Source organism: Halobacillus sp. (assembly GCF_049282395.1).
Taxonomy (GTDB): Bacteria; Bacillota; Bacilli; order Bacillales; family Halobacillaceae; genus Halobacillus.
Map to the genome: position 1 here is coordinate 1 of NZ_JBAPTY010000050.1, position 2,416 is coordinate 2,416.

A 2,416-nucleotide genomic window follows, 5' to 3' on the forward strand; every position below is an offset into this window, starting at 1 on the left:
TTGATCACCGAGTAATTCTCCCCATTCCTCAGGTCCTTTATTGGAAGTCAGTATGATAGAACTTCGTTCATATAAGTGATTGACTAAATGAAAAAACAAATTAGCTTCATGTTGATCCATAGCCATATACATCAGGTCATCAATGATAACTAGATCAGATTCTCGTATTCGTTTGAGGCGCAGCTGCGATTTACGGACGTATTCTTCTGTTTTTAATAATGGGACTAACTCTCCCATAGATATAAACGCTACTCGATAACCCTGTTGAATGGCCTCTAACCCTAACCCAATAGCTAAGTGAGTTTTCCCTACACCAGGAGGACCGAGAAAGATCAAATTATATAGTTGTTCTAACCATAAGAGATCTCTCAACTGTCTAAGCTGACGCTCGCTAAGTGATGGTTGTTCGTCATGCTTAAACTCGGCCAGGCTTTTCTCGTAAGGAAACTTGGCCCACTTCAAATGTTTTTGGATCGTCTTTTCTTCTCGGCGTTTTTCTTCATAGCTGAGAAGTTCATGAAGCAATTCTTGGTAGGTCCAAGAGTGAGCTTCTGCTTTCCTGAGGAAAGCAGGGAGCTCTTTGGATGTCTCCGACATTCTTAAGTGATGAAATTGTTCTTGAAGGCGTTCGACTGATCCTCCCACATTAAACACCTCCAAGAATTTTAAGATACCCGTCTATTTCCCTTAAAGTTGCTTTTTGTTTGATTAGTTCCGTAGGAACTTGGGCGGGAATTTCTTCATATTCTTGAGTAGTATTGATTTTTAACTCCATTCTAGAAAGATGTTTGGCTACATCCAGAAAATCATTGGCACTCCATAAATTCTCCTGAACACAAATCGTAATAGCTTGATTAATAAAGGGTTCATAACTCCTTACAGCACCTTGTAGAATTTGGAGTTGATCTCGTATATACCTTGGATAACGCTGATGGATTTCCTTTAGGAAAACCTCAATCTTATCCTCATTCTCAAATGGTTTCTTTAGCGTCTCCATATAGGCAGCGATACCTTTGGAACGATCTCTTGAATGATCGTTGTTCTTAATTAGCTTTCCTTTGCCAAGATGGATCACATGAGTAGCTAAAAGGGCACCATCTTTTGTTTTTTTAATCATGAGCTTTTCATTCTCTTCTTGGACATAAACCATATTTTTTTCTCCTGAAACATAAGTTCCTAACGGAACAGAGTAACGGTTAGATTTATACTTAATGACATTGTCCTTATGCACCATTCTTGCTATACTTGTATTAAGGGTACTCTCGAAAGAGAGTGGTATAGAGACTTTTCGTAAGTGTGGCTTTTCCAGGGCAAACACTTCGACAGGTCTCTTTTTTGTATTGTTATGGATCTGATAATTTCCTTTTCGCTCTAACCAAGCTAGACATTGCTCATTCCACTTTTCAAGGTTATGAAAGACTCTGTTCTTTCCAAAGTTTCGTTTCGCAAATTTCACCACGCTTTCGACCTTTCCTTTGGATTCAGGGTCAGCTTTCTTACAGAGATACACGCGGAAGTTACGGTTGGTTTTATAAGCTTGGAACTCCTCCGTAAATATAATATCCCCGCCATTTTCGCTTACCGCAATTAACTTATCCTGATCATAAACAATCTCTTCCGTAATTCCTCCATAATATTCAAAAGCATTTTCATGCCCCCGTAATACATCTCTAGTCGTAAAAGGACGAATTTGCCATTCAATGTATTTGTAACGAGAGTGGGAGAGAACAAATGCAATGGCATACAGTTTAACGAATGCTCCTTCAGAACTCTTTACTTTCAATTCTCCAAAGTCAACTTGCATTTGTTTACCCATAGGTAAATCGATTATCGATTCAAACGTTCTGGTATGAAGAACCTTGGGGATATGGTAGTTCTCTCGAAGTTCTTTCACGTAAGTTCGCACTGTACTTTCCCCAATTTCTGTGAAGGAACAACGTTCCGCCAGCCAATCAGATATTTGAGAGGCAGAAAGATCCGGGTGCTCTTTAAGCCAATCTAAGATTTGAGATTGATAAGTATCTAGCTTACGTTTCCTAGTGCTTAATTCCCCAACCCATTCGTTTGCTTCTTGAAAGTCCATCTCCAAATATGTATAAACGGTGTTTCTTGAAAGATCGCATTTTCTAGCAATCGCCGCTATACCAAACCCTTCTCTTCTTAACTGATGAACGTAAACATGTTTTTCCAACCTTTTCACTCCTTAACCCCCACCCAGAAACTAATGTACTTGATTAGTTTACCTGACTAGATGGTTTAATTGATGAAAAAGTGTTCAATTCTATCAAGCGGAAACTGTTAAATTTAGTCTAGCAGTTACATTCCTATGTAAAAGAAATTTCACCTTATTTAATAGCTTTAGTGTTTATCACTTTTTTTGAATTAGTTTTTGATTTAGGTTTGAATATGTATTACG

Annotated in this window: 2 protein-coding genes; both read right to left on the reverse strand. The window is 38.3% G+C overall.

Going from position 1 to position 2,416, the window contains the following annotated elements; translation table 11 throughout:
• Positions 1 to 645, reverse strand: a 645-nt coding sequence (gene istB, locus WAM07_RS02425; RefSeq protein WP_422164472.1) for an IS21-like element helper ATPase IstB, incomplete at its 3' end; no start/stop codon positions are given.
• Between the two features lies 1 nt (position 646).
• Positions 647 to 2,200, reverse strand: coding sequence for an IS21 family transposase (istA, locus tag WAM07_RS02430; RefSeq protein ID WP_422164474.1), 1,554 nt, complete (start codon positions 2,198 to 2,200; stop codon positions 647 to 649).
• Positions 2,201 to 2,416 lie beyond the last annotated feature (216 nt).